The sequence below is a fragment of the Streptomyces phaeoluteigriseus genome (genome assembly GCF_001896135.2).
GTDB classification, from domain to species: domain Bacteria; phylum Actinomycetota; class Actinomycetes; order Streptomycetales; family Streptomycetaceae; genus Streptomyces; species Streptomyces phaeoluteigriseus.
Genome location: NZ_MPOH02000020.1, coordinates 158,617 through 184,819 on the forward strand (window position 1 = coordinate 158,617; position 26,203 = coordinate 184,819).

Here is a 26,203-nt window from a genome sequence, read left to right on the forward strand (position 1 = left end):
CGCTGTCCGAGGGTCGAGGACGTCTACGCCTCGAACACCTCACGCACCAACTGCTCCTGCTCGGCCTGGTGACGCTTGGCCGAGCCGACCGCCGGGGACGAGCCGTGCGGCCGCGAGATGCGGCGCAGGCGCTCGCCGTGCGGCACGTCCGCGCCGACGGCCAGGTCCAGGTGGTCGATCAGGTTCAGGGCGATGAACGGCCAGGCACCCTGGTTGGCCGGCTCCTCCTGGGCCCACAGGTACTTCTCGGCGTTCGGGTACTTGGCGATCTCCGCCTGGAGCTCGGCACCCGGCAGCGGGTACAGGCGCTCGATGCGGATGATCGCCGTGTCCGTGGAGCCGCGCTTCTGACGCTCGGACTCCAGGTCGTAGTAGACCTTGCCGGCGCAGAAGACGACCTTCTTGACGGCGGCCGGGTCGACCGAGGCGTCGCCGATGACCGGGCGGAACTGGCCCGTCGTGAACTCCTCCGCCTTCGACGCCGCGGCCTTGAGGCGCAGCATCGATTTCGGGGTGAAGACGACCAGCGGCTTGTGGTGCGGGTTGTGCACCTGCCACCGCAGGAGGTGGAAGTAGTTCGACGGCAGGGTCGGCATGGCGACCGTCATGTTGTTCTGGGCGCACATCTGGAGGAAGCGCTCCGGGCGGGCGGACGAGTGGTCCGGGCCCTGGCCCTCGTAGCCGTGCGGGAGGAGCAGGGTGACGCCGGACGTCTGGCCCCACTTCTGCTCCGCCGAAGAGATGAACTCGTCCACGACCGTCTGGGCGCCGTTGACGAAGTCGCCGAACTGGGCCTCCCACAGCACGAGCGCGTCGGGGCGGGCCAGCGAGTAGCCGTACTCGAAGCCCATCGCCGCGTACTCGGAGAGGAGGGAGTTGTAGACGTTCAGGCGCGCCTGCTCGTCCGCGAGGTACATCAGCGGCGTGAACTCCTCGCCGGTCTCCCGGTCGATGATCACGGCGTGCCGCTGTCCGAACGTACCGCGCTGGGAGTCCTGGCCGGCCAGGCGGACCGGGACGCCCTCCAGGAGGAGGGAGCCGACGGCCAGCGTCTCGCCCATGCCCCAGTCGATCGTGCCGTCCTCGACCATCGTGGCCCGGCGCTGGAGCTGGGGCAGCAGGCGCGGGTGGGCGGTGATGTGGTCGGGGATGTTGACCTGGGACTCGGCGATGCGCTTGACGACCTCCGCCGAGATCGCGGTGTTCACCGCGACCGGGAAGCCGTCCTGCGGGTCGGGGGAGGTGCCGGGGGCGGGCTGCGCGGTGGCCTCGCGGACCTCCGTGAAGACCTTCTCCAGCTGGCCCTGGTAGTCCTGGAGCGCCTGCTCGGCCTCTTCCAGGGTGATGTCGCCGCGACCGATGAGGGACTCGGTGTAGAGCTTGCGCACCGAGCGCTTCTTGTCGATCAGGTCGTACATCAGCGGCTGGGTGAAGGCCGGGTTGTCCGACTCGTTGTGACCGCGGCGGCGGTAGCAGATGAGATCGATCACCACGTCCTTGTTGAACGCCTGGCGGAACTCGAAGGCGAGCCGCGCGACGCGGACCACGGCCTCCGGGTCGTCGCCGTTCACGTGGAAGATCGGGGCCTCGATCATGCGGGCCACGTCCGTCGCGTACATGGAGGAACGCGAGGACTCGGGGGCCGCGGTGAAGCCGACCTGGTTGTTGATGACGATGTGGACCGTGCCGCCGGTGCGGTAGCCCCGCAGCTGCGACATGTTCAGGGTCTCGGCCACCACGCCCTGGCCCGCGAAGGCCGCGTCGCCGTGGATCGCCACCGGCAGGACCGTGAAGTCCGTGCCGCCCTTGTTGATGATGTCCTGCTTGGCGCGGGCGATGCCCTCCAGAACCGGGTCGACCGCCTCCAGGTGGGAGGGGTTCGCGGCGAGCGAGACCTTGATCTGCTCGCCGTCCAGGCCGGTGAAGGTGCCCTCGGCGCCCAGGTGGTACTTGACGTCGCCGGAGCCGTGCATCGACTTCGGGTCGAGGTTGCCCTCGAACTCGCGGAAGATCTGCGCGTACGACTTGCCGACGATGTTGGCCAGGACGTTCAGCCGGCCGCGGTGGGCCATGCCGATGACGACCTCGTCGAGGCGGGACTCGGCGGCCGAGTCCAGCACCGCGTCGAGCAGCGGGATGACGGACTCGCCGCCCTCCAGGGAGAAGCGCTTCTGGCCGACGTACTTCGTCTGCAGGAAGGTCTCGAAGGCCTCCGCCGCGTTCAGCCGGCGCAGGATGCGCAGCTGCTCCTCGCGCTCCGGCTTGGTGTGCGAGCGCTCGATGCGGTCCTGGATCCACCTGCGCTGCTTGGGGTCCTGGATGTGCATGAACTCGACGCCGGTGGTGCGGCAGTACGAGTCGCGCAGCACGCCGAGGATGTCGCGCAGCTTCATCAGGGACTTGCCCGCGAAGCCGCCGACGGCGAACTCGCGCTCCAGGTCCCAGAGCGTCAGACCGTGCTCGGTGATGTCCAGGTCGGGGTGCTTGCGCTGGCGGTACTCCAGCGGGTCGGTGTCGGCCATGACATGGCCGCGGACCCGGTAGGAGTGGATCAGCTCGAAGACGCGGGCGGCCTTGGTGACGTCGTCGTCGTGGCTGGCGTCGATGTCCTTGAGCCAGCGGACCGGCTCGTAGGGGATGCGCAGCGCCTCGAAGATGTCGTCGTAGAAACCCTGCTCGCCGAGGAGGAGGTTCGCGACGATGCGCAGGAACTCGCCGGAGGCGGCGCCCTGGATGACCCGGTGGTCGTAGGTCGACGTGAGCGTCATGACCTTCGAGATGCCGAGCTTGTTCAGGGTGTCCTGGCTGGTGCCCTGGAACTCCGCCGGGTAGTCCATCGAGCCGACGCCCATGATGACCGACTGGCCGGGCATCAGGCGCGGGACGGAGTGGACGGTGCCGAGGCCGCCGGGGTTGGTCAGCGAGACGGTGACGCCGGTGAAGTCGTCCATCGTCAGCTTGCCGTCACGGGCGCGGCGGACGATGTCCTCGTAGGCCTGCCAGAACTCGAAGAAGTTCAGCGTCTCGGCCTTCTTGATGCCGGCGACGACGAGCTGGCGGTCGCCGTTGGGCTTCACCAGGTCGATGGCCAGGCCGAAGTTGACGTGCGGCGGCTTGACGAGGGTGGGCTTCCCGTCCTTCTCCGCGTAGTGCCAGTTCATCGACGGCATGGCCTTGATGGCCTGCACCATCGCGAAGCCGATCAGGTGCGTGAAGGAGATCTTCCCGCCCCGGGCGCGCTTGAGGTGGTTGTTGATGACGATGCGGTTGTCGAACAGCAGCTTCACCGGGACCGCGCGCACGGACGTGGCCGTGGGCAGTTCCAGCGAGGCGTTCATGTTCTTGACGACCGCGGCGGACGGGCCGCGCAGCGTCACGTACTCGGGGCCCTCGGGAGAGGCGGCGGGCTCGGCCTTGGCGGCCGGCTTCGCGGCCGGGGCCGCGGCCTTGGCGGGAGCCGGAGCGGCCGCCGGGGGCGTCGGGGCGACCGGCGCAGGTGCGGGAGCCGGGGCTGCGGGCGCGGCCTGGGCCGGAGCGGCCGCGGCGGCCGGCGCCGCGGGTGCGACGGGAGCCGCGGGCGTGCTGGTGGTCGCTGCGGCCCCCGCGGCCGCAGTACCCGCCGGAGCCGAGGGCGCGGCGGCGCCCGGCTTGTAGTCGGCGAAGAAGTCCCACCAGGCACGGTCTACCGAATTCGGGTCCTGGAGGTACTGCTGATAGATCTCGTCGACGAGCCACTCGTTCGGTCCGAACGCGGCCGCGGGATTCTTGCCCGTTTGGTCTGCGTCGGTCGAGATGCTCGATGCGTTACTGGGGGACTGTGGCGACACGGCGGCAACCGCCCTCTTCCGCTTCACAAGGTGATGGACAGCGGGAATAAAGGCTACGCCTCCCGGAGGGTGAAGGTCAGGCCGGGCCACCGCATCGTCGCGTAAGTCACATCGGAAGGGCTGTTTCGGGGGTGGAAATGGCGGGAAACAAACGCGGTTGCTCTGTGAGCGGGATCCATTGATGCAGGTCGCGCACGCTCAGCGTGCGGACCTGGGCCGACCTGGGTCGGCGGGGTGCCTGATCACACGTGTCCGACTGCGCGAACGTCCATGGATCTTGTGGCTCCGCTTCGCACTTTACGTCAACTTGGGACGGAAGACTCTCCCGGAAGAGTGATAAGAATCCGGCAACCCCGCTCGGATTCGGCCACTCCGATCCGGCCTCCGTGCAGATCGACCGCCCAGCGGGCGATCGCCAGCCCCAGTCCCGTGCCGCCGTCGCTGCCCGGGCCGTGCGGCCGGCGGACGGCTCCCCGGTTGAACCGCTCGAAGACCCGGTGCCACTCCGAACGCGGAATGCCGGGGCCCTCGTCCAGGACCTCCAGCTCCAGTGACTCCGGCAGGGGCCCGCGCCGTGCCCTGACCGTCACCCGTCCGTGCGGCGGACTGTGCTTGACCGCGTTGTCGATGAGGTTCGCGACGACCTGGTGGATGCGCTCCGGGTCCGCGTGCGCGGTCAGCTCCGGAGGGGTCACGTCCAGGTGCAGATGGACGTCCGTGCGGGTGTGGCTGCCGCCCGAGCCCATCGTGGCGCGCGCCGAGGCGACCATGTTGGCCTCCTTCAACACCCCGGACAGGTACGGCCACACCTCGAAGCGCCGCCTGCGCAGCGGTACGACGCCGTTGTCGAGGCGGGACAGGTCCAGCAGGGTCTCCACCAGCCTGCCCAGCCGCTCCGTCTGCTTCAGCGCCGTCCGCATGGTCTCGGGGTCGGCCTCGGAGATCCCGTCGACCACGTTCTCCAGGACGGCGCGCAGACCCGCGATGGGGGTGCGCAGTTCGTGCGAGACGTTGGCCACCAGCTCCTTGCGCTGACGGTCCTGTGCCTCCAGCTCGTCCGCCATGACGTTGATCGTCTGGGCCAGGTCGCCCAGCTCGTCGCGGCGGTTCTCGCTGACCCGGCGGGTGTAGTCGCCGTGCGAGATGGACCGGGCCACGGTGTTCATCTCGTCCAGCGGCGAGGTCAGCGAGTGCGCCACGAACTGGGTGATCAGCAGGGTGGCGATCATCGAGAAGACCGTGATGAAGCGCAGCTCGGTCTCGGTGCGCATGGCGATCACCATCAGCCCGGTGGTGATCAGCACCGAGATGACGACCAGCGTCCCCAGCTTGGTCTTGATCGAGAACGGGCGCACACCGCCCCAGGGTTCCCCGGAGCTCCTCGGTCCGTCCGGCCCGCGGCTCATGGCGTCGGGGTCTCCAGCGCGTAGCCCACGCCGTGCACCGTGCGGATCCGCTCGGCGCCGATCTTCCGCCGCAGCGCCTTGATGTGGCTGTCGACGGTGCGGGTGCCCGAGGCGTCCGCCCAGTCCCACACCTCCGCCAGCAACTGCTCACGGGAGAGCACCGCGCGCGGGGTGTTCGCCAGGCAGACCAGCAGGTCGAACTCGGTGGGCGTGAGATGCACGTCGTCCGAGCGGACCCGGACCCGGCGCTGCGCGTGGTCGATCTCCAGTTCGCCGAGCCGCAGTATCCCGCTGCGCGGCGTCGAGGCGGCGATCGCGGCGCGCTCCACGCGGCGCAGCAGGACGTGCACGCGCGCGGCCAGCTCCCGCATGGAGAACGGCTTGGTCATGTAGTCGTCGGCGCCCACGCCGAGGCCGACCAGCATGTCGGTCTCGTCGTCGCGCGCGGTGAGCATCAGCACCGGCACCGGGCGGGCGGCCTGCACACGCCGGCAGACCTCCAGACCGTCGAAACCGGGCAGCATGATGTCGAGGATCAGCAGGTCGGGCTGCCAGGCCTCCGCGGTGTCGACGGCCGCCGGTCCGTCGCCCGCCGTTTGCACGAGGAATCCCTCGGCACGCAGGCGGGCCGCGATGGCGTCGACGATCGTGGGGTCGTCCTCGACCACCAGAACCCGCCGCTGCGCACCGGGTGTCGCCGTGGCCGTGCCGTTGTGTGCGGTGTGTGTCTGCTCCATCGCCCGCCCCTGAATCGTGCTTTCCGGAACCAGTGGGGTGATTCCTTTTCTGCGCATGACTGCGGTTGACGCCTTAATCATCTGCGTCAGGGCAGCAGCGTACGGGGAGTCACCGCGGCTTTGCTATCCAGGTCGGACGGCGAGGTGCACGACGTCCGGCACGCCTCGGGCAACCGGGATCTCTTCGGTACGCACCTGTTGGAACCCGGCATTCCCCAAGGTTCCCTCGAAATTGGGAGAGGGCTGGGCGGACCACACCGCGAGTACCCCGCCGGGCCTCAACATCCGCGCGCAGTTTGCGAGTCCGGCCGGTGAGTACAGCCCGCCGTTGCCCTCCGTGACGGTCCAGGCGGGCCCGTTGTCGATGTCGAGGCACAGCGCGTCGAACGTGTCGGATGTCTCATTGACGTAGTCGAGCAGATCCGCTCGCACGATCGCGGTGCGCGGGTCGGCGAGCGCGGGGCGGGAGAGGTCGGCGAGCGGGCCGTCGAGGTGCCAGTCGATGACGGCCGGTTCGCGCTCGACGACCGTGATGCGGCCCCAGCGGGGGTCGGCTGCGGCGTGTGCGAGCGAGAACCCGACGCCCAGGCCGCCGATCAGTACGTGCGGTGCGGGGCGGCCGTCCAGCGCGGTGAGCGCGGCGTCCACCAGCAGGCGTTCGGAGCGGCCGTCGGAGGTGTCCATCAGGAAGCAGCCGTTGGCGATGATCTGGAGCAGCCCCCCGTGCCGGCGCAGGACGACCTCGCCGTAGGGGCCCTCACGACGGTCCAGGACTTCGGGGGTGTCGTAGGAGATGGGCATCGGACCATCTTGGCACCGGCCCTGACGGCTTGTTGAGATTTATCGGGGGAGGGGCGTTCGAACGAGGGCGATCGGGGTAGGCGCCGTCGACGTCCGTGGGTACGGGCGGGGCCTTGGAGGTTGCTGTGCATCGGCCGTCTCGTGGCGTGGGTCACAGACAGGGCGTCGTCGGCGACCAAAGGTGAAGGAAAAGGAAGGAGCGCCTCACGTTGGAACGCACGCTGACCGGTTCGGCGGCGTCCGGCCCGACCGGCTCGCCCCCGCCCCTTCCCGACGTCTCAGGTCTCCTGGACGGCGTTCCCCGCCAACGCGCCCCCGGCCCCGACGGGCGCGGCCCGTCCGGCCCCGGGGCCGACAGCGCGCGGGGCGGTCGGCCCCGCCCGCGCCCGTGGCATCCGCTTCCCACGCCCACCGGCACCCCCTTCACCTTCTTCTACGCCGTCGTCCTGGCCGTCACCTCGTACGTCACCGCCCATGCCGACTCCGCCCTCGTACGGTTTCTGCACGAGAACTCCAGCACCGACGTCGCTCATCTGCTCAGCGCCCCGGTACCGGTGCTGGCGGCCAGCGCGCTGTGGGTGGCCGGCGGGGTCGCGTCGCCGTTCGTGCTGGGTTTCCTGCTGGTGCTCACGGCGCTGGAGCGGCGCATCGGCGGTGTCCGCACGGCCGGGGTCTTCCTGCTCGGGCATGTGCTGGCCACCCTGGCGACCGAGGTCCCCGTCGGCCTGGCCGTCCTCGTGGGTCATCTCCCGGACAGCTCGCTGCACCGCCTCGACTACGGCATCAGCTTCGGCGTCGCCGCGAGCGTCGGCGCGCTGGCCGGCCTCCTGACGCCCTGGCTGCGCTGGCCGCTGCTCGCGGTGTTCGGCGGAATGCTCCTCCAGGACCTGCTTGCCCTCACCGACCCGCTGAGCAACTGGGGTCACCTGCTGGCCCTGGCGATCGGCGTCGCGACCTGGCCGTGGGTACGGCGGTGGGGTGCGGCGGAGGCCGTCGGGAGCCGGGTGACCGGTGCGGCTAGTCGGAGGAGGCCCGGCCGTCGCCCGTGAACTTCGCGCTGGTCATCGGTGCCGTCACCGTCCAGCCCAGTGATTCGTACAGGGCCCGCCCGGCAGGGGTGCCCGCCAGGACGCCCGTCTCCGCGCCTTCCGCCGCCGCCGTCTCGGCAAGGGTGCGCATCACCAGGCTGCCCAGGCCACGGCGCTGGTGCCCGGGCGCGGTCTCGATCTGGTCGAAGACCGCGGTGCCGCCGGTCGGGGCGAGCTGGCCACGGGCGGCGAAGGAGCCGTCGGGCGTGGTGACCAGGAGGCGGGTGACGCCCCCGCGCGTCCAGCGGCGCAGGCGGTAGCCGTCGGGCACGCGCGTGTGGCCCCCGTGGGCCGGCAGCGGCACGGTCATCAGCCAGCCCGGTTCCGGATCCACCCACCAGTCGTCCCCGAGCCAGCGCCCGACCAGAGCGGGGTCCTGGAACACCTTCAGCCACACCCCGGTCGCGGTGACGCCGTCCGCGATCTTGCGCACGGTCTGCTCCTCGACGCCGTCGCCGACCGCCGCGAGGACATGCCGCGACACATGCGCCGACTGGCCAACGTCCACCGTGAACCCCCAGGGCTCGCGCACCGGCGGGGCGGCCCCGCGCGACACGACCCAGCCGTCCACCCACGCCCGTACGACGCCGTCCACGAATGCTCCCGTAATGGTCTCAGTGGCCATCTGGCCATTACGGTGACCCTATGTGCCCGTACGCCGGTCGTGGCAGTCGTGATCGCTGACAGCGAACGGCGACCGGGGTGGGGAACAATGCGGGGCTCACGTGCATTGAGTCGGCATAACTCAACTTGACTGCCTAAGGGGAGATCATGGCTGCTGAGTCCGCGCCGTCCACACCGCTCACCCTGCCCGTGCTGCCGCTCGACGACGAGGTCGTGCTGCCGGGGATGGTGGTTCCGCTCGACCTCAACGACAACGACGTACGCGCCGCGGTCGAGGCCGCGCAGGCCGCCGCCCGCTCCGAGCCCGGCAAGCCCCGGGTCCTCCTGGTGCCGCGCATCGACGGGGCGTACGCGAGCACCGGCGTGCTGGGCACGGTCGAGCAGGTCGGCCGGCTCGCCGACGGTGACCCGGGCGCCCTGATCCGCGGCCGTGGCCGTGTGAAGATCGGCGCCGGCACCACCGGCCCCGGTGCGGCGCTGTGGGTCGAGGGGACGAGGATCGACGAGAGCGTCCCCGATCCCCTGCCCGGCCACGTCACCGAGCTGGTCAAGGAGTACAAGGCGCTCGCCACCGCCTGGCTGCGCAAGCGCGGCGCCTGGCAGGTCGTCGACCGGGTCCAGGCCATCGAGGACGTCTCCGCCCTCGCCGACAACTCCGGCTACTCGCCCTTCCTGACCACCGCCCAGAAGGTGGAACTGCTGGAGACCGCCGACCCGGTCGCCCGGCTCAAGGCCGCCACCCGGCAGCTGCGCGACCACCTCGCCGAGCAGGATGTCGCCGAGACCATCGCCAAGGACGTCCAGGAGGGCGTCGACAAGCAGCAGCGCGAGTTCCTGCTCCGCCGCCAGCTGGACGCCGTCCGCAAGGAACTGCGCGAGCTGAACGGCGAGGAGCAGGGCGAGGAGTCCGACGACTACCGCGCGCGCGTCGAGGCCGCCGACCTGCCCGAGAAGGTCCGCGAGGCCGCGCTCAAGGAGGTCGACAAGCTGGAGCGGTCCAGCGACCAGTCCCCCGAGGGCTCCTGGATCCGCACCTGGCTGGACACCGTCCTCGAACTGCCGTGGAACGAGCGGACCGAGGACGTCTACGACATCCGGGGCGCCAAGGCGATCCTGAACGCCGAGCACGCCGGTCTCGACGACGTGAAGGAGCGGATCACCGAGTACCTCGCGGTGCGCAAGCGCCGCAGCGACCGGGGCCTCGGCGTCGTCGGCGGGCGGCGCGGCGGTGCCGTGCTCGCACTCGTCGGCCCGCCCGGCGTCGGCAAGACCAGCCTCGGCGAGTCCGTCGCCCACGCAATGGGCCGCAAGTTCGTCCGCGTCGCCCTCGGCGGCGTGCGCGACGAGGCCGAGATCCGCGGCCACCGCCGTACGTACGTCGGCGCGCTGCCCGGCCGGATCGTGCGGGCGATCAAGGAGGCCGGGGCCATGAACCCCGTCGTCCTGCTCGACGAGATCGACAAGGTCGGCTCCGACTTCCGGGGCGACCCGGCGGCGGCCCTGCTGGAGGTACTGGACCCGGCGCAGAACCACACCTTCCGGGACCACTACCTGGAGGTGGAGCTGGACCTGAGCGACGTCGTCTTCCTCGCCACCGCCAACGTCCTGGAAGCCATCCCCGAGGCCCTGCTCGACCGCATGGAGCTGGTCCGCCTCGACGGCTACACCGAGGACGAGAAGGTCGTCATCGCCCGTGACCACCTGCTCCCGCGTCAGCTGGAGCGGGCGGGGCTCGCCAAGGACGAGGTGACCCTCGACGAGAGCGCGCTGCGCAAGCTGGCCGGCGAGTACACGCGCGAGGCCGGCGTGCGCACCCTGGAGCGGTCCATCGCCCGGCTGCTGCGCAAGGTCGCCGCCCAGCACGAACTGGCCGAGCGGGAGCTGCCCTTCACCGTCCGCGAGGAGGACCTGCGTGCCCTGATCGGCCGCCCGCACCACGTGCCCGAGTCCGCCCAGGACCCGGCCGAGCGGCGCACGGCCGTACCGGGTGTCGCGACCGGCCTCGCGGTCACCGGCGCCGGCGGTGACGTCCTCTTCGTCGAGGCGTCCCTGGCCGACCCGGAGACGGGCGCCGCGGGCCTGACCCTGACCGGTCAGCTCGGCGACGTGATGAAGGAGTCGGCGCAGATCGCGCTGAGCTTCCTGCGCTCCCACGGCGCCGAGCTGGAACTGCCGGTGGCAGACCTCAAGGACCGGGGCGTGCACATCCACTTCCCGGCGGGCGCGGTGCCCAAGGACGGCCCCAGCGCGGGCGTCACGATGACGACGGCCCTGGCGTCCCTGCTGAGCGGACGACTCGTCCGCACCGACGTGGCGATGACCGGCGAGGTCTCCCTCACCGGCCGCGTCCTGCCCATCGGCGGGGTGAAGCAGAAGCTGCTCGCCGCGCACCGGGCGGGCGTGACGACCGTCGTCATCCCGAAGCGCAACGAGGCCGACCTGGACGACGTCCCCGCGGAGGTGCTGGACAAGCTGGACGTCCACGCCGTCACGGACGTCCGCCAGGTCCTGGAGCTGGCGCTGTCCCCGGCGACGAACGCGGCCGCGCCGGAGGTTCCGGTGGCGGCGTGACGGACGCCGCCGCGTCGGGGAAGGCCCGGGTTCTCGTGAGGGAGCCCGGGCCTTCGCGCTGCGCGGGGTCAGGCTCTTCAGCGGTACCGGAAGCTGCGCACGTGGAACGAGGGCCGGCAACGGCCCCCGGAAGCCGCCGGAAGTCCCAGGCTGCGAAATACTTGCGGAGCTGCGGCAATGGCGGAAACGGGCGGAAACTTCCAGCGCGGGAAAACCTGATCAGGAGTGCTGACGTGCACGAGGACGGAAACGGCGACGGACGCGGGAGCGGATCCCCGAAGTCGCCGAGCGGAGTGGACCCGGCGTCGCCGGGCGGAGTGGACCCGGCGTCGCCGGGCGGTGTGGACCCGGAGTTCCTCTCCCTGGAGCGGGAGCTGACGGTGCTGCTGCGCCGCGCCCGCGCCAACCAGGGTGAGATGGCCCGCGAGGTCCACCCCGACCTGGAGTCCGCCGCCTACGGCCTCCTCGTCCGGCTGGAGGAGCTGGGCCGGCAGCGCGCGACCGAGCTGGCCGCCTACATCGGCGTCGGCAAGGCGACCATGTCCCGCCAGCTGCGCGCCCTGGAACAGCTCGGGCTCATCGCCCGCGAGCCCGACCCGGCGGACGGGCGGGCCTGGCTGGTCGACCTGACCGAGGAGGGCCGTACCCGGGTCGGCCGCGTCCGCGAGGCGCGCCGCGCGCGGTACGTCAGCCAGCTCGCCCACTGGGACCGCGGAGAGGTCTCCGAACTGGCGCGGCTGCTGCACGAGTTGAACCAGGGCATGGCCAAGTAGCCCCACCTCGGGGGCCCGCGGGGGCCCCGGCCGGAGGATCACAGCTCCACGTACACGGCCGTGGCGTCGTCGTGCGTCTTGGCCCGCCCCAGGAACGCGCGGTCGGTGTCCGCCCGTTCCAGCTCCCGCACCCGCTCCACCACCGCCTGCGCGCCCTGCTTGGCGACGAGGGCGAACAGGTCCGTCCAGTCGCCCTCGCGGAACGTCTCCACCCAGCGGGTGACCCCGTCGCTCAGGGCGGCCAGGGCGGCCACGCCCTCGCGCGGGACGGAGCCGGTCACCGCGCGGGCGCCACCGACGGGTCCGCGGCGGCCGTGAAGAAACCGCCTTCCCTGTTGCGGGCGCGGGCGTCGCAGATCTCCGCGCTGGCGAGCAGGGCCCGCGGCACCCGGTCGAGACGGTCGTCGCGGACGGCCGTGACCGTGCCGTCGGGGGAGGCCAGCAGGAGGGCCGAGTCGGACAGCACCAGGAAGTCGACCGTCTCCGGCGACCAGCGCGCCACGACCACGGTTGCCTGTGGCGTACGCGGGTGAGAAAGGTCACAGGTTCCGGCGTGCGCCTCGGCGGTACGCGTGAGGGCGCGGCTCAGCGCCTCGACCAGGGGAACATCCGGGAGGGAAACGGTCAGTTCGGTCAGGGCGCCGCCCAGGCGCGCCGTGAACCACGGAACCGAATGCAGACAGCCCGAGTTGCCCGGGGGCGGCGTCACCCCGTCCAGGAGCACCAGGGAACCGCCCTGTCCGGAGGCGGGAAGTCCGACACTCGCGAAGTCCTCGTTGGGCCGGCCGTGATCGCCGGGCTCCGACACAAGTTCCGTTCGCATCCATCCAGTCTGCACGACCCCTTCACGCCCTCCGCAAAAGGCTGGCAACACTCGCCGGGTCGGTGCACCCGTGCAGGTCAGACGCCTGTTTTGGGCGGGAATGAAGCACTCCGGGAACGCGTGGCGGCGAATACTGCCAAAGGCTGCCGCTCACGTCCAACCGGCCCGCCGGGCAGGGCCGTCGCACACGCCGGAGGAACTTGCCCGCCAACTCCCCTCCGATGTTCACTCCTTCGGGTGGCGGGGCATGCGATGCGCGACCCCTGCCCACCGGCACTGGGAGGGTCGGGAACCGTACCGGACAGGACACGCCAGCTGACGGTGTGTCATCCGGCCCATGGGTACACGAGTCAGGAATGCGAGCACCGGTGCAGAAGACGCGGCCTCGGCGCCCAGGCGGCAGGACGGCCTCCGAGGGAGGCGCGGAGCGTGCCCCTGTCGGCAAGGGCCGTCCCACCCACGTACGCAACCGGCTGATCGTCGCGGTGGCAGTGGTCGCCGCCACCATCGCCGTAGCGGGCGCGCCCTCCGTCCTCGACGCCTCCGGGCAGTTGAAGGACTCCCAGGACCTGGTCACCCTGGCCGAGCAGACCCAGGACGCGCTCGCGCTCGCCCAGGCGCTCGCCGACGAACGCGACGAGGTCACCGTCTACGTCGCGGCCGGCCGTACCAGGTCCAAGGCGCCCTCCCCGGAGGGCAGCGCCCGCGTGGACCGGCAGGTGCGCGAGCTGACCGCCGACACCGACACGCCCACCGCGCTCCGCAAGGACCTCGACGGCATCGCGACCGTGCGCCAGGAGGCCCTCACCGGCCGGAGCACCGCGCTCCAGGCGCACGAGGCGTACTCCGAGGCCATCACCGCGCTGCACGGTCTGGCCGAGCTGCTCGCCGAGCGGATGCCGCCCCGCGCGGCTCCGGCGCGTACGCCCTCGCCGAGCTGGACACCGCCGTCCAGCAGGCCGCCGCGACCCGCGGACTGCTGCTCGCCGCACTGAACATGCCGACGTCCACCGAGAGCGTCTACGACCCCGTCACCGGCCGGACCTCGACCGAGAAGGTCTCCTCCGACGCCGACACCGAGCAGCGCGACGCCCTGACGGCCGCCGCCCAGCAGGCCCGCCTGCGCTCCGACGCCTCCCTCGGCGCCTTCCGGGAGAGCGCGCCCGAAGAGGCGGTCGACTCCTACGACTCCACGGTCACCGGCGGCGACGTCGAGAGCGCCGAGAAGTACCTGACGTCCCTTACCGACCAGCCGGCGCTGAGCGACGACGACCTCGCCACCAACACCAAGAAGCTCGACGCCGCGCTCGCCGCACGCGTCGAGCTGATGCGCGGCACCGAGTCCTCCCTCTACGACCGCCGCACCAAGGACCTCGCCCAGCTGCGCGACGACGACGTCACCGCGCTGGAGATCCGCATCGCCCTGCTCGGCGCGCTGATCCTGCTGGCCATCGGCATCGCCACCGCCATGGCCCGCAGCCTCACCCGCCCGCTCGCCGTCCTGCGCATCGGCTCCGCCCGGCTGGCCGGCGCCGAGAACCCGGCGGCGGAGGAGCCCGTCCGGTTCACCGGCCGCAACGACGAGTTCGCCCAGGTCGTCCGCTCCGTGAACGCGCTGCACGAGCACGCCGCCGCCCTCCAGGAGCGCGTCACCACCCTGGAGTCCGACCGCAAGCACCTCGTCGGGCAGCGCCAGCGGATGGCCGACGCCCGCGAGGAACTGCGCGCCGAACTCGCCGACTCCGCCGCCCAGCTGGAGCGGCTGCGCGGCAGCATCGGCGGCACCTTCGTCAACCTCTCGCTGCGCACCCTCGGCCTCGTCGAACGCCAGCTGGCGGTCATCGAGGGCCTGGAGGAGCGCGAGCAGGACCCCGACCGGCTGGCCACCCTCTTCAAGCTCGACCACTTCGCCACCGTCATGCGCCGGCACAGCGAGAACCTCCTGGTCCTGGCCGGCACGGAACACGTCCAGCAGCACGCCGGCCCCATCCCGCTGGTCGACGTCGTCCGCGCCGCCGTCAGCGAGATCGAACGCTACGAGCGCGTGCGGATCTCCGCGCTGCCGCCGCACGCGCACGTGGCCGGCTTCGCCGCGGACGACCTGAGCCACCTCCTGGCCGAACTCCTGGAGAACGCCACCTCGTTCTCGCCGCCCGACCTGCCCGTCGAGGTCTCCGGGTGGCTCCTGGAGAACGGCGAGGTCATGCTCTCCGTCCAGGACGAGGGCATCGGCATGACCGAGGAGCGCCTGACCGGCCTCAACGCCCGCCTCGCCGCGTTCGCCCCGGACTCGCCGTACGAGCAGGAGGGCGAGGAGGGGCTCGGTCTCGGCCTGTACGTCGTGGCGCGGCTCGCCCACCGGCACGGGGTGCGCGTGCAGTTGCGCGAGCAGAAGCAGGGCGGGGTCGCGGCCGTCGTCGTCCTCCCGACGTCCCTGCTCGCCACCTCGCCGGCCGCCGCCGTCCCCGCGCCCGCCCCGGCCGCCGGCACGCACACCTTCTCGCTCCCCGGCGCGGACGCGGAGGCCAACTCCAACGTCCTGCCGGGCCGCCCGAAGAACGGCGGTGACCCGCTGGTCGAGGCGGCCGAGCGGGCCGTACAGGCCGCGGAGCCGGAGACTCCGGCCGAGACGACGATGGAACTTCTGATTCCGGCGGAAGAGGAGTCGGAGAAGGAGCCGAAGAAGGAGTCGGCACCGGCCCCGGCACCGACCCCGGCCCCGGAAGCCGAACAGGAGACGGAGGCGACCGAACCACAGGCCGCCCCAGAGCCCGCGGACGCCGAGCCCGCAGACGCCGAATCCGCAGACGCCGAATCCGCAGACGCCGAATCCGCGGACGCCGAGTCCGCGGACGACGCGGAGCACAGTCGGACCCCCGACGCCTCGGAAGAGATCGTCACCGACAAGGGTCTGCCCAAGCGCACCCCCAGACTGACCTCACCCACCCCGGCCCCCCGCCAGCGCAGCGGATCCGTGGACGCCGACGCCCTCCGCCGCCGCCTCGGTGGCTTCCGCCGGGGGGCGGAGGCCGGCTACCGCGATGTCGAGGCGGAGATCGCCGAGCAGACGGGCCACAACAAGGTCCCGTCACCCCTTCAAGCACACGCACACGCCGCAGAAGACACGGGGGGCACAGTCGAGGAGGCAAGCAGTTGACCGCGCCCAGTACCTTCGGACTGAGCAGTGAAGCCCGTAACCTGCACTGGTTGTTGAGCAACCTGGTGGAGGAAGTCCCGGGCATCCAGTCCGTCGCCGTCGTCTCCTCCGACGGTCTGCTCCTGCTCTCCTCGGACCAGGACCGCAACGACGCGGCACGCCAGTCCCTGGGAGCCAAACCCACCGGCCCGCGAGGTTCCGCCGCCGACCTGGCCACCATCGTGTCCGGCATCGGCAGCCTCACCATCGGCGCCGCCAAGCTCATGGAGTTCGGCGGTGTTAAGCACACGATGGTCGCCATGGACGAGGGCAGCCTCTTCGTGATGTCGATCAGCGACGGCTCGCTACTCGGTGTGCACGGCTCCGCCGACTGCGACATGAACGTGGTGGCCTACCACATGGCGCTGTTCGTGGGCCGGGCCGGACACGTCCTGACCCCCGAACTCCGCACCGAGCTGCGCAAATCCCTGGAATCGGAGACGACGGGGAGCAGCCGATGAGTTCGACGCCGAAGAACCGCAGGCAGCAGCTCCCCGTCCGGGGCGGCGACCGCAGGCCGGCCCGCGTCCGCCCCTACTCGCTGACCGGCGGCCGTACCCGCTTCGGTCACGTCCTCCTCGTCGAGACGTTCGTGGCGGCCACGGCCGAACTCGAGGCGTCCGAGAAGCGCAAGGAACTGACGAACGGTTCCCTCACCACCCGGGTGATGCCGGAGATGCGGGCCATCGTCGAACTGTGCCGCCGGATGCGCACGGTGGCCGAGATCGCCGCGCTGCTGAAGATGCCGCTCGGCGTGGTCCGGGTGCTCCTCAGCGACCTCGCGGACCAGGGAAAGATCCGTGTGTACGGCACCGGGACCGGTCACGGTTCGGGCCGTCCCGACCGCGCTCTGCTGGAAAGGGTGCTGAGTGGACTCCGTCGTCTCTGACGCCGACACCCCGTTCGGTGTCTCCCCACTCCTCGACGAGCCGGACGAGGAGCTGAAGTCCTGGCAGACGGACCGTACCCGGGCCCCCGTCGCCACGAAGATCGTGGTCGCGGGCGGCTTCGGCGTCGGCAAGACCACCCTCGTCGGCACCGTCTCGGAGATCACACCCCTCCAGACGGAGGCGCTGATGACCGAGGCCAGCGAGGAGACCGACGACCTGACCGGCACCCCGGACAAGGTCACCACCACGGTCGCCATGGACTACGGCCGTCTCACGCTCGACGACGACCTGGTGCTCTACCTGTTCGGCACGCCGGGCCAGCAGCGGTTCTGGTTCATGTGGGACGACCTGGTGCGCGGCGCGATCGGCGCCGTCGTCCTCGCCGACACCCGCCGGCTGAAGGACTGCTTCCCCGCGCTCGACTACTTCGAGAGCTGCGGGCTGCCCTACGTCGTGGCCGTCAACCACTTCGACGACAGCGAACGGTTCGAGCCGGAGGACGTACGGGAGGCGCTGACCATCCCGAAGCACATACCTGTCATGATCATGGACGCGCGTCGCCGGATCTCCGTGATCGAGACCCTCCTGGCCCTGGTGGGCCACGCGCTCGACGAAACCCCCGAGTAGGAGACAGCCCCGCATGCGGAAGATACTCGTCGTCGGAGCCGGCCAGTCCGGTCTCCAGCTCGCCCTCGGCCTCCAGTCGCACGGGTACGAGGTCACCCTGATGTCCAACCGGACCGCGGACGAGATCCGCGCCGGCCGGGTGATGTCGACGCAGTGCATGTTCCACACGGCCCTTCAGCACGAGCGCGACCTCCAGCTGAACTTCTGGGAGCAGCAGGCCCCCAGGATCGAGGGACTCGGTGTCTCGGTGGCGGCCCCCGGCTCGCACGACCCCGGCCCGACCCAGCGCGCCATCGACTGGGTGGGCAGCCTCGACGGCTACGCGCAGTCCGTCGACCAGCGCGTGAAGATGGCCGGCTGGATGGAGACGTTCGCGCAGCGCGGCGGCCAGCTGGTGATCCACGGCGCCGCGGTCTCCGACCTCGACTACTTCTCCCGCGCCTACGACCTCGTCCTCGTCTCCGCGGGCAAGGGCGAGCTGGTGCAGATGTTCGGCCGCGACGCCTCCCGCTCCCCGTACAGCGAGCCGCAGCGCGCCCTCGCGGTGGCGTACGTGCACGGCCTGGGCCCGCGCCCGGAGCACCCGGACATGGAGGCCGTCCGCTGCAACCTGGTGCCCGGCGTCGGCGAGATGTTCATCATGCCGACGTTCACCACCTCCGGCCGCGCCGACATCCTGTTCTGGGAGGGCATACCCGGCGGCCCGCTGGACGTCTTCAACGGCGTCAAGGACCCGGCCGAGCACCTCGCCCTGACCCTGGGACTCATGGAGAAGTTCCTCCCCTGGGAGTACGCGCGGGCCACCAAGGTCGAACTGACCGACGCCGGCGGCACGCTCGCCGGCCGCTACGCCCCGACCGTCCGCAACCCGATCGGCCGGCTGCCCGGCGGCGGCCTGGTGCTGGGCGTCGCCGACGTGGTCGTGGCCAACGACCCGATCACCGGCCAGGGCTCCAACTCCGCGTCGAAGTGCGCGGCCTCCTATCTCGCCTCGATCCTCGAGCAGGGCGAGAAGGAGTTCGACGAGGCGTGGATGCGGGCGACGTTCGACCGCTACTGGGACACCGCCCAGCACGTCACCAAGTGGACGAACGCGATGCTGTCCCCGCCGCCGGAGCACATCCTCAACCTCATCGGCGCGGCCGGCCAGCTCCAGCCGGTCGCCGACCGCTTCGCCAACGGCTTCGACAACCCCGCCGACTTCGAGAACTTCTTCTACGAGCCGGAGAAGACGGCGGCGTACCTGGGATCGGTCGCCGGGGGCTGATACGTGGTCAGATGACCGTGGTGGGCCGTGCGGGCCGGGTGGCATACTCGCGCGATGCCACATCTCAGACACCGGGTCCTAGGCCTGCGCCGCACCGGAATACGTTCCTTCCACGAGATCGAGCGGAACCTCGTGGGAGTGAACGGCCCGGACGCCCTGCCCCACAACGAAACCGGAGTGATCGGTTGGGGCACTTCGTGGCGCATGCAGGGCTATCTGCTGATGGCCGAGCGCACCGGCCGGCCCGCCTACTCCGAGCGGCTCGCGGAGTTGATCGACCAGGTTCTCCAGGCCCGCGACGACGTGCGCGGCGTGAGCGACTTCCGCGGCCGCAGCCTGCCGGTGTGGAGCAGCGCCCACAAGTTCACCGCAGCCTCCACCGTGCTGTGCGACACGGACGACCGGCCCGCACTGGAGGTCACGGTCTGCCCGCCGCACGCGAGGACCGCCAAGGTCACCGTCGCGGCGGACGGTGACCGGCACTTCAGCATCACCGTGGCGGGCCCGGGCCGGCCCGACGCCGAGGCGAGGGGGCTCAGCCTCGACCCGCTGGACGAACGCCGGGCCGACCAGGTCCTGTACACCGCGTACGAGCAGCGCACCGCGGTCACCGCGCGGCTGCTCCCGTCCGACCGGCCGGGCCACGGTCCCCGGCGGCTGAGCCCCGGTACCTTCGTCCTGCGACCGGCCATGGTCTCGCTCGCCGCGCAGACCGGCATGATCACCTACCCGATGGCCGGGCTGGCCCGGCTCGCCCGCGAGCGCCCGGACGTCGTACCCGCGTCGGTGCGCCGCCGCGTCGCCGACTACCTCGACGCGGTGGACCGCGCACTGCGTGTGCACGACGAGCAGTGGGGGACGACGGAGGACGGGCGGGGCTTCTACCGCTGGCTGCCCGACGAGCCGGTCTCCTTCGCAGGCGCCGAGCTGCCCACCAACGAGTTCCTCGCGATGGGCCGCACCGCCGTCCAGCTCGCCGTGGTCACCGGTGAGGCCCGCTGGCAGGAAAGGGCCGCCGCGATGGCCCGTGCTCTGCACGGCGACCTCGCCGTCACCGGCGGCGTGGCGGCCTGGCCGTACTGGCCCGGCTTCGGCCGGGTGTACCGCGGTTGGCAGCCGACCGGTTCGCCGAAGACGGACGGCTCGGACGTCCGCCCGTCCTACCGCGCGGTCACCGTCCCCGAGGACGTCACGCACGCCCTGATCGACCTCGACTTCCTCTGCCTGTACCACGACGCCCCCGGCCTGCCAGAGGTCTTCACCCGGGCCGACATGCGCGCCGTGGCGAACACCTTCACCCGCAACGCGGTCGATCGCGGTGGTCGTGCGCCGCGGCTGCGCCACGACGTGGGTGGTGAGGGCCGCCGTGGCACCGACCGCGAGCAGGCCTATGTCGCCGCCTGGCTCCCCCTGCGCCGCTGGTCCCGCGAGACTCCGCGCCTCGTCCGCGCCGTCCGGCCGCCGGCCCCGCCGCTCCCCCTGATGGGCGTGGACACCTACTGTGCGGCCGTCCTGGCCTCCTGAACCCTGGAAGGACCTGCGCAGGCGGGGATCCTAGAGGGCGGTCGTGCCGTCGTAGCCCTCGTCCGAGCCGTCCGTCGCCGTGTCCGGGAGGGCGGGCGGCTCGTACCGGTGCCGGGGCCGCTCCTCCGGGTCCGGGCGTACGGCGCCCAGCACCGGGTTCGCCGCGATCGGGGACACCTTCACCTCCGCCCCCGGCCGCGGCGCGTGGACCACCCTCCCCTCTCCCAGGTAGATCGCCACGTGGGTGGCCTCGGGGAAGTAGACGACCAGGTCGCCCGGGCGCAGTTCGGCCAGGGGGATGTGCTTCAGCTCGGCCCACTGTTCCTGGCTGGTGCGGGGGATGGGGGAGCCGGCTGCCCGCCAGGCCTCGGAGGTCAGGCCCGAGCAGTCGTAGGACTTCGGGCCCTCGGCGCCCCACTCGTACGGTTTGCCGAGTTGGCGTACGGCGTAGCGCACGGCCCGGTCGCCCTCCGTGGACGGGTTGCGGTCGTCGCTCAGCGCGCCCGAGGTCATGATCTTCTCCTGCGCCTCGGCGACGCCCTCGCGCTCGAGGCGGCCGAGGGCCGTGAGCTGGTCGGGGGTGAGGGAGGCGAGGAGTTCCTCCACGTCGTCCAGCCGACGGCGCACGGCGTCGCGCTCCTTCTTCCTGCGTTCGGTGAGGGTGAGCTGCTCGTCGAGGGCGGCGCGGGCACGGCGGGCCAGGCCGTCGGCCTTGCGTTCGCTGCCCTCCAGCCGTCCCACCGTCTCCACGCGCTCCCGCGCCAACCGGTCGATCACATGGCCCTGGTCGAGGGCGTGCTGCGGGTCACGGGCGAGCAGCAGCCGTACGTAGGGGGAGATGTCGGTGCTGGTCTGGTACTGCTGGCGGGCCAGCCGGCCGGCCGCGCCCCGGCTCTCCTGGAGGGAGAGGCGGGTCCTGGCGAGGGCCGCGGTGAGGCGTTCGGCTTCGGCCCGGCGCTCCTTGAGCTTCTCCTCGGTGGCGTTGTAGGTCTCGGTGGCCTGTTCGGCCTCCCGGTAAAGCTTCTGAAGATCCGTCAGCAGCCTGGCCACCGACCGCTCGCCGGGTGTCGGTGGCTGCGGTACGGCCGCGGCGACCCCGGGGGTCAGCAGGACCTGCGCGGCCAGCGTCGTCGTACAGACCATACCGAGCAGACCCGGCAACCTTCCTGACACGTCATCACCTCCGCCGTGGGGCGGCCCCTCCGCCCCGCACGGCGAGCATCAGGTGTGCGTGCGGACTCCGCGCGCCGGGTGTGAGCGGTTCGGCCCAACGGCGTCACCCGTCGGCGTCGTCCCGTCTGCCCTCCGGCGTGGCGCCGGGCCCGGCGTCCGGCTTCGACCACGGCCACTTCAGCCGGCTGTCCTTCCTGCCCTCGGGGTCGTACTCGTACTTCCAGCCCCGTTGCAGGCCGAGCTTCCCGCCGTGGCCGCGCGGGACGCGACGGTAGACCAGGACGGCCGGCGGGCCGCCGGCCGCGTCCGGCACCGGGATGCGGTACGTCTTCGGCGGGTGGCCGGTCGGGCCCAGCAGTACGGGGAGGACGCGGCCGTCCATCGGGCCGCCCTCGAAGGGGGTGTCTTCGCTCTTCACGCCACCAGTGTCGATCAGGTCTCCGCCGCGAGCGCACCACGGAGCAGCTCGGCCGTCTGGGCGTCGCGCACCGCCGTCACCGAGAGGACGGCGACGAACTGGTCCACCAGCCAGTCCCGCAGTTCGTCGGCGGGCGGCTGCTTGTCCTCGTCGAGCCAGATCAGCGAGGCCGCCTCGACCGCGGTGATCCACATCCGGACGGTCATCCGCAGCCGGGGCCCGGGGTCGGCCACGTCCAGATGGCTGTAGATGTGCTCGGCCGCGGCCCGCCGTACGCCGTCCACTATGGCCGTCGTACGGGAGGTCTCGACGACGCTGCCGCCCTGGAGGAGGGCGCTGAAGCCGGCGGCGTGCCGGCGGACGAAGGTGAGGTAGCGGTCCAGGGCGCGGGCGAGCCGGGGGAGCGCCGGGCCCTCGTGGGGCTCGTCGAAGCAGTCGCGGAGTTCGTCGGCGGCGGTGCGCAGCGCGGCCTCGTACAGCTGCTGCTTCCCGCCGGGGAAGTACCGGTACACGAGCGGCCGGGAGACCCCGGCGGCCTCGGCCACGTCGTCCAGCGAGACGTCCTCGGGGACGCGGTGCGCGAACAGCGACAGGGCGGCCTCCAGCAGCTGGCTGCGGCGCTCCTCGACACTGAGGCGACGGTAGGCGGGGGCGGCGGGGCTCATGACGTGCAGCGTAATCGCCCGCCCCCGCACCGTGCCTATGCCAGCAGGCCGGAGGACTTCCACAGCCGCCGGCCCACCCCGCGCAGCACGCCGATGTCGTCGAGGAAGTCCGTCAGGCGCTTCGAGCCGCTCTGCATGACCTCGCGGCGGTGGCCGCTGGCCTTGACCTGGGCGAGCGCCTCCCGCTTGTCCAGGCCGACGTTGGTGTAGACGTCCGGGTTCACGAAGGCGACCGAGAACACCCTGGCGAACTCGCCGGAGGTCACCCGCGTGAACTCCTGCGACCACTTCGGCGCGGTCACCATCTGCCGGCGCAGCTCCTCACGGGCGTACCGCACGTGCCGGGCCTCCTCCACCACGTGGATGCGGGTGACGCCCCGGATCAGGGTCTGGACCCGCTCGTCGGGGAAGGTCAGCCGCTGCATCCAGTCGAGGACCTCCTCGCCGAGCAGCGTGGCGGTGAAGGAGCCGGGCGTGGTGGAGATCGTCTTGAACAGACGGCCGAGGTGCTGGTGGGCGCGGCTCACCGGATACCAGGGGGTGCCGCCCTGCGCGATCAGCCGGGCGAACATCTTCGAGTGCCGGCACTCGTCCTCGATCTCGGTGAGCGCGTACCGCACGTGCGCGCTCGTCGCCGCCTTGTCGTAGATGTGCCGGCACAGCAGCTGCATCAGGATGATCTCGAACCAGATGCCGAGCGAGGCGAGCGCGGCGGCCTCGTGCTGGGACAGCAGGATCCGCTGTTCCTCGCCCATCTTCTTCCACAGCGGGGTGTCGTACAGCGACACCAGCTCCGGCGGCCAGAACCACTTGCCCTCCTCGAAGGGCGCGTCCCAGTCGAGTTCCTCGTCCGGGTCGAAGGAGTGCTTGGCGGAAGAGGCGAGCAGCCGCTCGGCCACCTGCTCCCGGTCCTTGAGCAGCCCGAGCGCGTCGCGCAGGCCGTCCAGCGCTTCGGCTTCCGTCAGGGTCGTCATGACTGATCCACCTCGTCGTACGGGGGCTTGTACGGGGTCGTGTACGGGGGCTTGTACGGGGTCGTGTACGGGGTCGTGCAGGGTCGTGTACGGGGTCGTGCGGGGGTTACCGGCGGTTCACTCGTCCGGTGACTCTTATGAGACTGCTTGTCAGCAAGCTCGTCAATCCCTTTGCGCCAACGGTTTGTTCCGTGCTCACTCGATGGACCGTCGAGGACCGCTGTCGGCGTCGGCCCGGATGACCAGCCCACGACGTGGATCCGGCCCGAGGATCTCGTCCTCGCTGTGGAGGTCGTCTCTGCCGACTCCGTGGACCGCGACCGCGAGGTGAAGCCCCGTCGCGATCACCGGAGGCGTCGTGGCCGCCCACACCGGCGTCGACGCCGTACCGGAGCGGCGGCTCCTGCGGCGGGAGGCGCCGCACGGGGGAGCGGGGGGCCGGTGACGGACGACGGGACACCGGTGCCGGTGCCGCGCGTGCACCACACCGGCGCCGAACCCTGGACCTGACCCTGGAGCCGTACGGCAGCGACCATTGGCTGCGCCCCGGCGGGACCCTCGTGATCCGGACGTTCGGCCGACCTGGCGAGCCCTTCCGGGTCGACCATGGTCCGGGCGCGATCACCGTGCAGGCGGCGAGTCTCCCGGCCTCCGTCGGGGATGCCGAGGGCAACGCAACCGACCGAGGCCACCGACGCCCCACCCCGCCCGGGGGCCCGGACCGGCTGACACTGCCGTGGTGCTCCAGACCGAGCACCCCAGATCATCGGGCACCTCGAAGGCGACCGGCTCCGCGCTCTGCGCGGGGAAGGACGTGCGCAGGGTGAAGGCGTACGGCGTCGGGCCGTGCGCGCGCAGGTGCAGCAGCCGGGACTCGGCCTCCGCGACGGTCGGGCGGTGGCGGCCGGCACCCACCACAGGGCCGTCATCGCCTCCTGGACCCGGTCGAACCGCCCCCACTGCCTCAAGGGCGTGGGGGGACCCCCACCCGCCGACGGGCGAGCATCTCGCGGTGGTGGCTGGCGGGATTGACCTGGGCGGGGTGGTTCGAAGGCGGGCGATGCGGAGGCTGCGTCGGTCATGGGCGCACGTAGGACGCACCTGTCCGGTCCGGGAAGCCCCGGTCTCACGGGGTGAGCACCGCTTCCATCACCGACCGGGCGATCGGCGCAGCCAGCCCGCCCCCGGTGATGTCCCGACGCTTCGCCGCCGAGTCCTCCACCACCACCGCGACCGCCACCTTGGGCTCCATGTCCCGGGCACCCTGCGCCCACGAGACGAACCAGGCGTACGGCGTCCCGGCGTTGCCGATGCCGTGCTGGGCGGTGCCGGTCTTGCCGCCGACGGTCGCGCCCGGGATCGCGGCGTTCTTGCCGGTCCCCTCGCGCACCACGTCCGCCATCAGCTCCCGCAGCCGCCGCGCGGTCGACGACCGCACCACCTGCCGCACCGAACGCGAACCGGCCGAGGCGACGGTCACCCCGCCGCTCCGCGTCGTCCGCTCCACCAGGTACGGCGTGCGCAACTGCCCGCCGTTGGCGATGGCGGCCGAGACCATCGCCATCTGGAGCGGCGTGGCCCGCGTGTTGTACTGCCCGATCGAGGACAGGGCCAGCTGCGCCCGGTCCAGCGAGGTGTCGAAGGTGCTCTGCGCGACGGCGAACGGAATCCGTACGTCCGCCGCGTTGAACCCGAACGCCTCCGCCGTGCCCGCCATGTCGGTGAGCCCCACATCCACGCCGAGTTTCGCGAACACCGTGTTGCACGACCACATGAACGCCTCCCGCAGCGGAGCGTCCTCACAGCCCTCGCCCCCGTTCGTCAGGAGTGTCGTCGTGCCGGGCAGCCGGTACGGCGCGGGGGAGCCCGTCGGCGCGTCCAGATCTCTGATCACGCCCGCGTCCAGCGCCGCCGCCGCGGTGACCACCTTGAACGTCGACCCCGGCGGATAGGTCTGCCGCACCGCCCGGTTCAGCATCGGCCGGTCCGGATGGGAGTTCAGCCGCGCCCACTCCCGCTCGACGCCCGGCCCGTTCCCCGACAGCGCGGCCGGATCGTACGACGGTGCCGACACCAGCGCCAGGATCCGTCCCGTCGACGGCTCCACCGCCGCCACCGCGCCCTTGCGGCCGGCCAGCCCCTCGTACGCCGCACGCTGGGCCCGCGGGTTCAGGGTCGTCACCACGTGCCCGCCGGCCGGCCGGGACCGGGTGACGTCGTTCCACAGCGGCAGCGGCGACAGCCGGGGGTCCGTGCCGGAGAGAACACCGTCGTACGCGTGCTCCAGGAACGTCGTCCCGTACACCTGAGAGGCGAAGCCGGTCACCGGCGCGTACAACGGACCGTTGAGATAGGTCCGTTCGTAGCGCAGCTGCTCCCTGGTGTCCCGGGAGCCGGTGACCGGCACGTCCTCGACCACGATGTCCCCGCGGGGCTGGCCGTAACGGGCGATGACGGCACGCCGGTTGGCCGGGTTGTCGTCGTAGGCCTCGGACCGGACGACCTGGACGCGGGTGGCGTTGACGAGCAGGGCCACCAGCAGCAGGGCGCAGAAGACGGCGGCTTGGCGGATGTGCCGGGTCATCACGGGGTCGTCACCTCGGGTCGCGGGGGTCGGCCTGCTCGCGCGCCGGTGCCACCGGTGCGGGACACTCCGCCGAGCCGGGGCGTTCCGCCGAACCGGGGCGTTCCGCCGCGTCGGGGGTTCCGCCGCGTCGGGGCAGCTCACCGGACGGAGGCGTTCGGCTGGGTGGGGGCTTCGGGTGGTGTGAGGGCCCGGGTCGCCTCGCGCCGTGTCGGGGGCTGTTCGGTGGGCGGGG

General features: G+C 71.7%; 18 protein-coding genes and 3 pseudogenes. 9 read left to right on the top strand and 12 right to left on the bottom strand.

The features are described 5' to 3' along the window. Nucleotides 1-23: 23 nt before the first annotated feature. The 4 genes from BM536_RS35175 to BM536_RS35190 form a co-directional block, all read right to left on the bottom strand. Nucleotides 24-3,827: a multifunctional oxoglutarate decarboxylase/oxoglutarate dehydrogenase thiamine pyrophosphate-binding subunit/dihydrolipoyllysine-residue succinyltransferase subunit gene (locus BM536_RS35175; RefSeq protein ID WP_073491366.1), complete on the bottom strand. Its 3,804-nt coding sequence runs from the start codon at nt 3,825-3,827 to the stop codon at nt 24-26. Between the two features lie 302 nt (nt 3,828-4,129). After that, nucleotides 4,130-5,233, bottom strand: a complete 1,104-nt coding sequence (locus tag BM536_RS35180) for a HAMP domain-containing sensor histidine kinase (protein ID WP_073491367.1) — start codon at nt 5,231-5,233, stop codon at nt 4,130-4,132. Continuing rightward, complete coding sequence (locus BM536_RS35185) at nt 5,230-5,970, bottom strand: response regulator transcription factor (protein ID WP_073491368.1); 741 nt, start codon at nt 5,968-5,970, stop codon at nt 5,230-5,232. Before BM536_RS35185 ends, BM536_RS35180 begins: the two co-directional genes overlap by 4 nt. 123 nt (nt 5,971-6,093) lie before the next feature. Continuing rightward, nucleotides 6,094-6,771 (bottom strand): spermidine synthase family protein, encoded by a 678-nt coding sequence (locus tag BM536_RS35190; protein WP_073491369.1) that lies wholly within the window; start codon nt 6,769-6,771, stop codon nt 6,094-6,096. Nucleotides 6,772-6,980: 209 nt separating this feature from the next. On the opposite strand from BM536_RS35190, the gene BM536_RS35195 reads away from it, so the two are divergent. Then, the gene (locus BM536_RS35195; protein ID WP_107439655.1) at nt 6,981-7,820 is read left to right on the top strand and encodes a rhomboid-like protein; all 840 of its coding nucleotides are present in this window, start codon (nt 6,981-6,983) and stop codon (nt 7,818-7,820) included. Here the strand turns inward: BM536_RS35195 and BM536_RS35200 are convergent. Continuing rightward, a complete protein-coding gene (locus tag BM536_RS35200) occupies nt 7,789-8,484 on the bottom strand; it encodes a GNAT family N-acetyltransferase (protein ID WP_170109976.1) in 696 nt (231 codons plus the stop codon). The two genes, BM536_RS35195 and BM536_RS35200, sit on opposite strands and share 32 nt — an antisense overlap. 146 nt (nt 8,485-8,630) lie before the next feature. On the opposite strand from BM536_RS35200, the gene lon reads away from it, so the two are divergent. Together lon and BM536_RS35210 are read left to right on the top strand one after the other, a co-directional pair. Then, nucleotides 8,631-11,054 carry an endopeptidase La gene (gene lon / locus BM536_RS35205; RefSeq protein ID WP_073491371.1) on the top strand — a complete coding sequence of 808 codons (2,424 nt, stop codon included), beginning with the start codon at nt 8,631-8,633 and terminating at the stop codon, nt 11,052-11,054. Between the two features lie 233 nt (nt 11,055-11,287). Beyond that, nucleotides 11,288-11,827, top strand: coding sequence for a MarR family winged helix-turn-helix transcriptional regulator (locus BM536_RS35210; protein ID WP_079274878.1), 540 nt, complete (start codon nt 11,288-11,290; stop codon nt 11,825-11,827). Between the two features lie 38 nt (nt 11,828-11,865). Here the strand turns inward: BM536_RS35210 and BM536_RS35215 are convergent. Then, nucleotides 11,866-12,650: pseudogene (locus BM536_RS35215) on the bottom strand (protein phosphatase 2C domain-containing protein). Between the two features lie 356 nt (nt 12,651-13,006). Between BM536_RS35215 and BM536_RS35220 the strand changes: the two are divergent. The 6 genes and pseudogenes from BM536_RS35220 (at nt 13,007) to BM536_RS35245 (ending at nt 20,154) form a co-directional block, all read left to right on the top strand. Next, nucleotides 13,007-15,807: pseudogene (locus tag BM536_RS35220) on the top strand (sensor histidine kinase). Beyond that, nucleotides 15,804-16,307 (top strand): roadblock/LC7 domain-containing protein, encoded by a 504-nt coding sequence (locus tag BM536_RS35225; RefSeq protein WP_073491372.1) that lies wholly within the window; start codon nt 15,804-15,806, stop codon nt 16,305-16,307. Before BM536_RS35220 ends, BM536_RS35225 begins: the two are co-directional and overlap by 4 nt. Further along, nucleotides 16,304-16,735, top strand: coding sequence for a DUF742 domain-containing protein (locus tag BM536_RS35230; RefSeq protein ID WP_073491373.1), 432 nt, complete (start codon nt 16,304-16,306; stop codon nt 16,733-16,735). The genes BM536_RS35225 and BM536_RS35230 overlap by 4 nt, the downstream gene beginning before the upstream one ends. After that, entirely contained in the window at nt 16,716-17,363 is a 648-nt protein-coding gene (locus BM536_RS35235; RefSeq protein WP_073491374.1) for a GTP-binding protein, read from the top strand. Before BM536_RS35230 ends, BM536_RS35235 begins: the two co-directional genes overlap by 20 nt. Before the next feature lie 13 nt (nt 17,364-17,376). Beyond that, entirely contained in the window at nt 17,377-18,630 is a 1,254-nt protein-coding gene (locus BM536_RS35240; RefSeq protein ID WP_073491375.1) for a styrene monooxygenase/indole monooxygenase family protein, read from the top strand. Nucleotides 18,631-18,684: 54 nt separating this feature from the next. Next, the gene (locus tag BM536_RS35245) at nt 18,685-20,154 is read left to right on the top strand and encodes a hypothetical protein (RefSeq protein ID WP_143651049.1); all 1,470 of its coding nucleotides are present in this window, start codon (nt 18,685-18,687) and stop codon (nt 20,152-20,154) included. A 30-nt stretch (nt 20,155-20,184) separates the two neighbouring features. Here BM536_RS35245 and BM536_RS35250 read toward each other — a convergent pair whose 3' ends face one another. The 6 genes and pseudogenes from BM536_RS35250 to BM536_RS35275 all read right to left on the bottom strand — a co-directional run bounded on the left by BM536_RS35250 (nt 20,185) and on the right by BM536_RS35275 (nt 25,968). Next, complete coding sequence (locus BM536_RS35250; RefSeq protein WP_073491377.1) at nt 20,185-21,327, bottom strand: C40 family peptidase; 1,143 nt, start codon at nt 21,325-21,327, stop codon at nt 20,185-20,187. A gap of 103 nt (nt 21,328-21,430) precedes the next feature. Beyond that, nucleotides 21,431-21,745 (bottom strand): hypothetical protein, encoded by a 315-nt coding sequence (locus BM536_RS35255; RefSeq protein ID WP_073491378.1) that lies wholly within the window; start codon nt 21,743-21,745, stop codon nt 21,431-21,433. A gap of 14 nt (nt 21,746-21,759) precedes the next feature. Beyond that, nucleotides 21,760-22,410 (bottom strand): TetR/AcrR family transcriptional regulator, encoded by a 651-nt coding sequence (locus BM536_RS35260; protein WP_073491379.1) that lies wholly within the window; start codon nt 22,408-22,410, stop codon nt 21,760-21,762. 35 nt (nt 22,411-22,445) lie between these two features. Then, nucleotides 22,446-23,384 carry an AurF N-oxygenase family protein gene (locus BM536_RS35265; RefSeq protein ID WP_073491380.1) on the bottom strand — a complete coding sequence of 313 codons (939 nt, stop codon included), beginning with the start codon at nt 23,382-23,384 and terminating at the stop codon, nt 22,446-22,448. Between the two features lie 747 nt (nt 23,385-24,131). Beyond that, nucleotides 24,132-24,334: pseudogene (locus tag BM536_RS43490) on the bottom strand (DUF3291 domain-containing protein); the annotation flags it as partial. A gap of 176 nt (nt 24,335-24,510) precedes the next feature. Then, nucleotides 24,511-25,968: a peptidoglycan D,D-transpeptidase FtsI family protein gene (locus BM536_RS35275; protein ID WP_073491382.1), complete on the bottom strand. Its 1,458-nt coding sequence runs from the start codon at nt 25,966-25,968 to the stop codon at nt 24,511-24,513. Nucleotides 25,969-26,203 lie beyond the last annotated feature (235 nt).

Coding starts and splice junctions, on each gene's coding strand:
- BM536_RS35275 (WP_073491382.1), bottom strand. CDS start 25,968: ATGACCCGGCACATCCGCCAAGCCGCCGTCTTCTGCGCCCTGCTGCTG.
- BM536_RS35180 (WP_073491367.1), bottom strand. CDS start 5,233: ATGAGCCGCGGGCCGGACGGACCGAGGAGCTCCGGGGAACCCTGGGGC.
- BM536_RS35245 (WP_143651049.1), top strand. CDS start 18,685: ATGCCACATCTCAGACACCGGGTCCTAGGCCTGCGCCGCACCGGAATA.
- BM536_RS35230 (WP_073491373.1), top strand. CDS start 16,304: ATGAGTTCGACGCCGAAGAACCGCAGGCAGCAGCTCCCCGTCCGGGGC.
- lon (WP_073491371.1), top strand. CDS start 8,631: ATGGCTGCTGAGTCCGCGCCGTCCACACCGCTCACCCTGCCCGTGCTG.
- BM536_RS35185 (WP_073491368.1), bottom strand. CDS start 5,970: ATGGAGCAGACACACACCGCACACAACGGCACGGCCACGGCGACACCC.
- BM536_RS35190 (WP_073491369.1), bottom strand. CDS start 6,771: ATGCCCATCTCCTACGACACCCCCGAAGTCCTGGACCGTCGTGAGGGC.
- BM536_RS35240 (WP_073491375.1), top strand. CDS start 17,377: ATGCGGAAGATACTCGTCGTCGGAGCCGGCCAGTCCGGTCTCCAGCTC.
- BM536_RS35260 (WP_073491379.1), bottom strand. CDS start 22,410: ATGAGCCCCGCCGCCCCCGCCTACCGTCGCCTCAGTGTCGAGGAGCGC.
- BM536_RS35200 (WP_170109976.1), bottom strand. CDS start 8,484: ATGGCCACTGAGACCATTACGGGAGCATTCGTGGACGGCGTCGTACGG.
- BM536_RS35265 (WP_073491380.1), bottom strand. CDS start 23,384: ATGACGACCCTGACGGAAGCCGAAGCGCTGGACGGCCTGCGCGACGCG.